The organism is Achromobacter sp., assembly GCF_036567245.1.
Classification (GTDB): Bacteria; Pseudomonadota; Gammaproteobacteria; order Burkholderiales; family Burkholderiaceae_B; genus Achromobacter.
Window position 1 is genome coordinate 1 of record NZ_DATCUY010000005.1, and the last position, 7,630, is coordinate 7,630.

At 62.5% G+C, this 7,630-nt stretch carries 12 protein-coding genes; all 12 read left to right on the plus strand.

From position 1 onward, the window contains the following. Positions 1-1,018, plus strand: a 1,018-nt coding sequence (locus tag VIR09_RS00180; protein ID WP_332010513.1) for a klcB, incomplete at its 5' end; no start/stop codon positions are given. Positions 1,019-1,032: 14 nt separating this feature from the next. Further along, positions 1,033-1,290, plus strand: a complete 258-nt coding sequence (locus VIR09_RS00185) for a helix-turn-helix domain-containing protein (protein WP_011171686.1) — start codon at positions 1,033-1,035, stop codon at positions 1,288-1,290. A gap of 189 nt (positions 1,291-1,479) precedes the next feature. Then, complete coding sequence (kleA, locus tag VIR09_RS00190) at positions 1,480-1,737, plus strand: stable inheritance protein KleA (protein WP_011171685.1); 258 nt, start codon at positions 1,480-1,482, stop codon at positions 1,735-1,737. A 116-nt stretch (positions 1,738-1,853) separates the two neighbouring features. Beyond that, positions 1,854-2,177 carry a KleE stable inheritance protein gene (gene kleE, locus VIR09_RS00195; RefSeq protein ID WP_075122821.1) on the plus strand — a complete coding sequence of 108 codons (324 nt, stop codon included), beginning with the start codon at positions 1,854-1,856 and terminating at the stop codon, positions 2,175-2,177. Between the two features lies 1 nt (position 2,178). Next, positions 2,179-2,700, plus strand: coding sequence for a DUF2761 domain-containing protein (locus tag VIR09_RS00200; protein WP_162572163.1), 522 nt, complete (start codon positions 2,179-2,181; stop codon positions 2,698-2,700). A 161-nt stretch (positions 2,701-2,861) separates the two neighbouring features. Next, the gene (locus tag VIR09_RS00205) at positions 2,862-3,170 is read left to right on the plus strand and encodes a transcriptional regulator KorA (protein WP_332010527.1); all 309 of its coding nucleotides are present in this window, start codon (positions 2,862-2,864) and stop codon (positions 3,168-3,170) included. Then, positions 3,167-3,940, plus strand: a complete 774-nt coding sequence (locus tag VIR09_RS00210; protein ID WP_162572150.1) for a ParA family protein — start codon at positions 3,167-3,169, stop codon at positions 3,938-3,940. The genes VIR09_RS00205 and VIR09_RS00210 overlap by 4 nt, the downstream gene beginning before the upstream one ends. Next, positions 3,937-5,010 carry a transcriptional repressor gene korB gene (locus tag VIR09_RS00215; protein ID WP_011171679.1) on the plus strand — a complete coding sequence of 358 codons (1,074 nt, stop codon included), beginning with the start codon at positions 3,937-3,939 and terminating at the stop codon, positions 5,008-5,010. Before VIR09_RS00210 ends, VIR09_RS00215 begins: the two co-directional genes overlap by 4 nt. A gap of 195 nt (positions 5,011-5,205) precedes the next feature. Next, a complete protein-coding gene (locus VIR09_RS00220) occupies positions 5,206-6,222 on the plus strand; it encodes a DNA-binding protein (protein ID WP_011171678.1) in 1,017 nt (338 codons plus the stop codon). Between the two features lie 64 nt (positions 6,223-6,286). Further along, on the plus strand, positions 6,287-6,475 hold the full coding sequence (locus VIR09_RS00225) for an antitoxin VbhA family protein (RefSeq protein WP_011171677.1): 189 nt from the start codon (positions 6,287-6,289) through the stop codon (positions 6,473-6,475). Then, positions 6,472-7,080, plus strand: a complete 609-nt coding sequence (locus VIR09_RS00230; protein WP_011171676.1) for a Fic/DOC family protein — start codon at positions 6,472-6,474, stop codon at positions 7,078-7,080. The genes VIR09_RS00225 and VIR09_RS00230 overlap by 4 nt, the downstream gene beginning before the upstream one ends. Before the next feature lie 16 nt (positions 7,081-7,096). Continuing rightward, positions 7,097-7,441, plus strand: coding sequence for a KfrB domain-containing protein (locus VIR09_RS00235; RefSeq protein WP_332010543.1), 345 nt, complete (start codon positions 7,097-7,099; stop codon positions 7,439-7,441). Positions 7,442-7,630: the final 189 nt, after the last annotated feature.

Here is a 7,630-nt window from a genome sequence, read left to right on the forward strand (position 1 = left end):
CGAGGCCGTGGCCGCTTGTCACGCGGCCGTGCTGGCAAGCGACGGCGCTGCCGCCGAAGCAGCCGCGAATCGTTACGACGCGAGCATTTGGAAGCTCAACGGCGGCACGTACCAAGGCTGCAAGGATGGCGGGAACCCCGAGGCGGCCGGCACGTTGATCGAGCTACATTGCAGCGCCGCGCCTGGCGTGGTGCCGATGTGGGGCCAGTCGGGGGAATTCCTGATGGAGTCGGCCGGCGTGCGCTGCCTGGTGGAAGTCGGTGATGGCTTTGGTTCGCTGCTGGATCGGCATTTCGCGTTCCATGTCGTTGACCTGGACGGGCCATTTATCTCCGAGACGGGCTACCGTTCGCATTTCGAGACGGCACAGGGCGGGATGACCGTTGACCAGGTGGCCGCCGCCGTGTTCGCCGGCTATCTCAAAGCGCATCGTCGCTACCTGACAGCCGAAGCGCAAAACAGGCATGCCGCCAAGCCGGTGCGCCCCTGGCTGGCTGGCATGGCGCAACCGCCCAGGCGGGCGCGGGCCATCGAGCCGGTGGGAGCCGATGACCTGGCCGAACCACTGCCGTCCGGGTTCGTGCTGGTGGATGCCGTCCTGACCAAGCACCAGGCATTCATCGTCAAGAAGTGGGCCGAAGCTGCGCGCCTGAAAGTCAAGGCGGCCAGGGGGGCCGCCAAGGCCGTGCCGGCCCGGATCGACGCCAAGGAAGAAGACGTAGCGCCCTCCCCTGCTGCCGAGAGCGACGACTACTACTACTACGAGGAACCCCCGGCGACAGAGGCGTTTTTCAAGGGCGTTCGGTGCCAGATCAAGAGCGTCCACCATCCTGTTTTCGCCAAGGACATAGGCAAAAAAGTGGTCGTGACCAAAGTTGCCGCAGACACCCGCCAGGTGTTCGCGCATGAGGATCGACCCGTAACGTACAAAATCAACCGGAATGGGCGGCGCGTGGTGGATTCAGACCCGCGCTGTATTGAGTCGATTTACAGCATGGATGCCTTGCGCATCCTATGACCAGGAGCAATGCAATGTCAGAGGCAAATATCAGGCTTGAATGCCTGCGGCCCGCAAACGACGGCTGGGAGCAGCCGACCGGCGAAGAGGTGCGCGAGGCGCTGAAAGCGGCGGGCTTCACGGGAGGCCAAGCCGCGAAAGCCCTCGGGCTGGGGGCGAAGGGCGATAGAACCGTGCGCCGCTGGATCGGCGGGGATTCGGCCATCCCCTATGCCGCATGGGCCTTGCTGTGCGACTTCGGCAATTTGGGCCAAATCTGGAAGAAGGACTAGCTAGCCGCTTTAGCGGCTAAAGCCATGAATACCCCGGCTGCGCCGAATTTTTACGCCAAGGAAGAAGATTTTCACGGCAATTTAGCGAAAATATTTCGTTAAATCAGTTGACAGCTAGGGCATTTTGCCCTATCATGTTACTTAGAAGGCCGGGCATGCCGCTCAGGTCAATAACCGGAGAACCATCCGATGAACAAGGCACCGATCATGCCGTGGGTCGATCAACTTGCAGGCGCACCCGCTACCGACTTTCCCGCTCGACGCGATCAAATCGCTGTAGTGATGGACGAAGCAGCGGCGTTGACAGAGCAAGCAACGGGGTTGCTGAACAAGGCGGCCGAGCTGCGCGCCAAGGCGTACTACGCAGCGTTGAGCCTGGAGGGCGACGCCAAGGGGAAATGGGGTTATGAGGAAGTAGAGCAGGCGAAGCGCCGAGCTGATTGGTAGGAGGAACGCCCCGGAGTGATCCGGGGCATTCGGCCCTGGTGCTGTCACACCAAAGGCCCAACCATAGGCGCGGTTGCACCCTGCATTGGATAGGCAATGCGAAAAGGGGTCAAGCGATGACGAACATCATCAAGTTTCCAGGCAAGGCCGAGGCACCCGCCGAGGTCGCACCGGAGCCGGCAGCGCAGGAGAAGCCAGCGCCTGCCGCGCCGCGCCGGGGCCTGTTCGCGCCCGTGGTCAAGGCCGTCTGGGTTGTCGTCGTCCTGGTGTGGCCGCTGCTGAAATGGATCGTCTCGATTGACGTGTTTTTTCAGTTCATCCGCATGGTCTACCACTGGAACACGCCGGGCGTTTTCGCCGGCTGGACGTTCCTCGCGCACTTCGCTGTGCTGGTGGCCTTGACGTATTTCGTATCCATCTACAAGCCCAAAGGAATTTGACATGACGAAGATGCTGCGCCCTTATCCGCTTGGCTACGTGTGCCCGAACACGGGCCGGGTGGCGGTGCTGGTCCGGGCCTACGCCGATAGCGACCTGAACGGCGATGCACCGGCCTACTGGTACAGCCAGAAGTCGGAGGAATGGGGCCTTGATCCGTGGAAGCTGGTGGAAGGTGTTGATCCACACGCGGCCGGTGGGTCGTATGACATTTGTTTTGCCAACGGTTCGGTTTCGACAGTCGGGCCGTTGATGACGATCTTCCTGGGTGCCGCTGACGCGGCCCGGTTGAACGCCAAGGAGGAAGACGAGCGACGTGAGGCGCTGGCCGTGATTGCGGGCGACCTTGGGCTTGATGCATCGGCCTTGCGCATCGAAAGCCTCATCGAGAGCCGCCCGGCAGTGTTCTACGACATGCCGGACGGCACTACGCGCAGCGCGTGCAGTCTCGATTCCGAGTGCTGGCGGGAAGCGCTTGCCAGGGGTGCGGCAGTACGCGCAATCCGCCAGGCAAAGGCGCATTAACAGGTGACCCGTTTTTTCGGGCCGTTTTTCGTGCCAAAGAAAATTTTAGCGGCTAAAACGCTTGACTCAAGGACAAAGTTTAGCTAAACTTTGTCTTATGGGTGCTGGCTGTCACCAGCTTTTTTTAACTAGGCGCGGAGTCAATGATATGGGTGCAATCCATGAAGAAACGGCTAACCGAAGCCCAGTTCCAGGCGTGCATAAAGGGCTTGGACGTGGGCCAGCAGACCATCGAAATAGCGCGGGGCGTGCTGGTTTTGGGCCAGCCGCAAGCGGTTTTCATCACGTCGCTGGGACTGACCAAAGGGGCAGTCTCGCAGGCCGTGAGCAGGGTGTGGGCGGCGTTTTCGTCCAAGAACGTACCCCAGGGGTACGAGCGGGTTTCGGCAGTGCTGCCGGAGCATCAGGCGTTCATCGTCAAGAAGTGGGCCGAGGACGCGGCGACAAAGAAGAAGGAACCCAAGAAATGAAAACCCTGGTCGTCGCTCAACAGAAAGGCGGAGTCGGGAAGACTTCGAGTGTTGTTCACCTGGCGTTCGACTTCCTGGAGCGTGGCCTTCGCGTTGCCGTAATCGACCTGGACACGCAAGCCAATGCCTCCTTCACCCTGGCGCAGTACAAGATCGAGGCTCGGGCGAGCGGTTTCTTTGGTCCGGTGCCGGCCGATGGCTGGCGAGGCGCAGCCGCGGCCGATAGCGACGGCGCACGCCTGGCCCTGATCGAAGCAGATCCCGAGCTGGCCAATGCCGTTTTTCTGCCGCTGGACAAGGCCAAGCAGAACCTGAAAGCCAACCTCAAGGCGCTGGCTGGCCAAGGGTTCGACGTGTGCCTGATCGACACGGCACCCGGCCTTGGCGTTGCCCTGGTGGCCGCGCTCTACGCAGCCGATTGCGTGCTGTCCCCTATCGAGCTGGAGGCGTACAGCATTCAGGGCATCAAGATGATGCTGACCACGATCATGAACGTCCGCAAGGAGAACGCCGGCCTGCAGTTCCTGGGCATGGTGCCGTCCAAGGTAGACGCGAGGAACCCGCGCCATGTGCGCCACCAGGTCGAGCTACAGGCGGCCTATCCGAAGCTGATGGCGCCGGCCAGCATCGGCCTGCGCAGCAGCATTGCCGACGCCCTGGCGTCCGGGGTGCCCGTCTGGAAGATCAGGAAGACCGCCGCCCGCAAGGCCACGCACGAAGTTCGCGCTTTGGCCGCCTATGTTTTTGAAAAGATGGAGATCGCGCAATGAGCACCGCCGCAAACAAGAAGATTGCCCCCAAGTCGAAGACGCCTGCAAAGGCCGCTCCCGAGGCCGAGGCGAAGCCGCAAGCCGGTGGGCTGGGCCTGGAGGGCATGGGCGACCTGTCGGCGCTCCTGGCCGGCCCTACGGCCGCCGCGAACGGTGGCGGGCCGCTGGACCTGGACATGGGCCTGATTGATGAAGACCCGCACCAGCCGCGCACAGAGGACAACCCCGGTTTCTCCGACGAGAGCCTGGACGAGCTGGCCGCCTCGATCCGCCTCCGTGGCGTCAAGACCCCCATTTCCGTGCGCGACAACCCGGATGCGCCTGGTCGCTACCTCATCAACCACGGCGCGCGTCGCTTCCGTGGCTCGAAGCGAGCCGACAAGGCCACGATCCCCGGCTTCATCGACAACGACTACAACGAGGCCGACCAGGTGGTGGAGAACCTGCAGCGCAATGAACTGACGGCCCGCGAGATTGCCGACTACATCGGCCGCGAGCTGGCGAAGGGAGTCAAGAAGGGCGAGATTGCCAAGGCCATCAGCAAGTCGCCCGCCTTCGTGACGCAGCATGCCGCGCTGCTGGACTTGCCTGATCCCATTGCCGAGGCGTTCAACTCGGGCCGCGTCAAGGACGTTACCGTGGTCAACGAGCTGGTGACGGCGTTCAAGAAGAAGCCGCAGGAGGTCACGGACTGGCTGGAAGATGAGAACCAGGAAATCACGCGGGGTTCGGTCAAGCTGCTGCGCGAGTTTCTGGACGACAAGCGCAAGCACGAGGACGACGACCGCGATCCGAATACGGTAGACGTACTCACCGGAAAGACGGACGCCGAAGCTGGCGACGGCGAGCAGGGTTCAGGTTCTGACTCCAAGAAGGAAGAGAAGGAGCCCGACCCCGACAAGCTGAAAAAGGCCATCGTCCAGGTGCAGCACAACGAACGCCCTGCCCGGCTGATCCTCAACCGTCGCCCACCGGCCGAGGGCTTCGCCTGGTTGAAGTACGAGGATGACGGCCAAGAGTTTGAAGCCAACTTGAGCAGCGTCACTCTGGTGGCCCTGCTGGAAGGCTAAACCAAGCCCTGATTCCCCCGCAGGGCCGCGCCCAGGCCCACGCCGCACCCCACAAGCCCGCCCGCTCCCGGCGGGTTTTTTTTTCGTCCCACGGTTTTAGCCGCTAAAAAAAGTTTAGCTAAACGCTTGAGAGGTAAGAATAATAATAATAATATAATTCTTATTATCGTATTACTCAACCCGGAGCCGCGCACCATGGAACTTGCCAAAGACACCCGCGACCGCATCTTTGCCGCCGCTGATTCGCTCTACGAGCAGGCCGGCCGGGCCGCCTTTCCCACGGTCGATGCCGTGCGGAAGGTCGCCCGCGTCAACATGAACGACGCCAGCGCCGGCATGAAGGAATGGAGGCGTGCGCAGACCGCCCAGGCGGCCCCGGTGGCCGTCCAGGTGCCCGAGGCCGTTCAGCAGGCCAGCAGCGCCGCGCTGGCGTCCTTGTGGAAGGAGGCCCAGGAGCTGGCGAACGAGTCCCTTCGGGCTGCGCAAGCGGGCTGGGACGCGGAGCGCATCGAGGCCGAGACGCTGAACAAACAGATGGCCGACGCCTACGAGTCGCAGGCGGCCGAGCTGGAGGCGGCGCAGGGCCGCATTGCCGAGCTGGAGGCGGCGGCTCGCCAGGCGGCCGAGCTGGCCGAGGCGAGCCGGCAGCAGATCGAGGAAGGGCATACCGCCCTGCTGGGCATGCAGCAGCGGGCCGCCGTGGCCGAGGGCCGGGCCGAAGAAATTGAGCGTCGGGCGGGTGAGCTGCGCGCCGAACTCGATCACGCGCACGCCGAGGCCGAGACTGCCGCCGCCCAGGCCAAGGCCACGGCCGATAGCCTGCGCACCGAACGCGACAAGGTGCAGCAGCGCCAGGAGCTGGCCGAGGCCGAAGGCGTCAAGCTGGCCGACCAACTACGCCAGGCTCAGGTCCAGGTCGAGGCGTTGCGGAGCGAGCTGGCCGGCGTCAAGGCCCGTGCGGAGTCCCAGGCAGAGGCGCACCAGGAGCAGCGCAAGACGGCCGCCCAGGAAGCGGCGCGCATGGTCGAGCGCTTCACTGGTGCCCAGGCCGAGCGCGACCAGGCGCAGCGGGACGCGGCTGCGGCGCGGGAAGAGGCGGCAGGGCTGCGCGGCCAGCTCGAAGCCTTCAAGGAGCAGCACACGCAATTGATGGCCGCATTCCGAGACTCGGAAAAAGCCGATAAGGCCGTTTCACGTACCAAAAAGGACTGATATTTCGGGGGTTTTGCGCTAAAATGGCATGTTGTTTGGCAGCTACATCCGAGGGGCAAAAATCATGATCGCAGAGCAGGAACAGACCGAGCGCCGCGCCGTGGTGCAAAGCGCCCTTGCGAGCCAGCGCATCGAGGGCTTAGAGCCCGATGCGCAGGCCGTGGCCGACGCCGAGCGCTGGGCGCGTGGCGAGATGACCATCGGTGCCGCCGTGGACCAGTACAAGGCGCGCATGCGGCTAGAAATGGCATGAAATACGCCGGGGATCGCGGCGATCCTTACCTGGACAGCGAAACGGGTGTTCTCCGCAATCTCCTTGGAATCAAGGAACAGGGTGGACTCGATAAAGCCGAATCCACCCTTTCCTTTTTGCGGGCCAGCGAATTGCGCGAGCAGCCCGTTAAAGGCAAATTCGATTTAGCGCACCTGCAGCGAATTCACAAGCGCCTTTTTGGCGACGTGTACGACTGGGCGGGCCAAATCCGCCAGGTCGAAATCTCGAAAGGCAGCACCATGTTTGCCCGGCAGGTTGCGATCCAGAGCGCGGCGCAGCAGCTCTTTGGGCAGCTTGCCAAGGAACAGCTCTTGCGCGGCCTCGATGCCGACGAGTTCAGCAAGCGGGCCGGCCACTATCTCGGGGAAATCAACGTGCTTCATCCCTTCCGTGAAGGGAACGGCAGGACGCAGCGTGAGTTCATCGGGCAACTGGCCCAGCAGGCGGGCCACAGGATCGACTGGAGCGGGGTCAGTCAGGCCAGCATGACCCAGGCGTCAATCGAGGCCTACAACGGCGACTCAAGCGGTATGGCTGGCCTTATTCGCGCTGGCATGCCAGACCAGCTTTTTTTTAACCCATGAGTCTAGGAGTATTGGAATGAAACAGCGCCTTCTTGTGATGAACGGGCAGAGGCTCGTTCAGAGCGAGCAGGGAGGACAGTGGGCCACGGATAAGGTCGAAAAAGCCGGCCCGATCAAGCCGGGGATTTACAACATCCACCTATCCACCAAGGCCGACAAGAGCCAGAGCCACGATGGAGTGATCGTCCATGCCGACAAAGATCATGTGTATCAACAGGTCGGCAAACAGTTCGTCCAGCATGACCGGGCGAATTTCGATAAAGTACCTGAAATCGGGAGCAATTCCAGCATCAAATACGATGGTGACAAGGCGCAAGTCGCCCCGTCATCCATCAAGCTGGGGCGAGGGTTGTCCCGATGAAGCTTTAGCCGCTAAAAAGGAGCCAAGGCCATGAGCATTCCCAGGGAGCGACTGCAGCAGCAGACGCAGCAAACCGCCCGCGCCACGCTTGCCGGTGCCCGCCAGGCCGGCGCAGACGCAGAGGTTCAAGCCGACGCCCTGCAGGATCGCGCCCTGGAGGCCCAGGCCGAGCAAGCGGCCTTGCTTGAA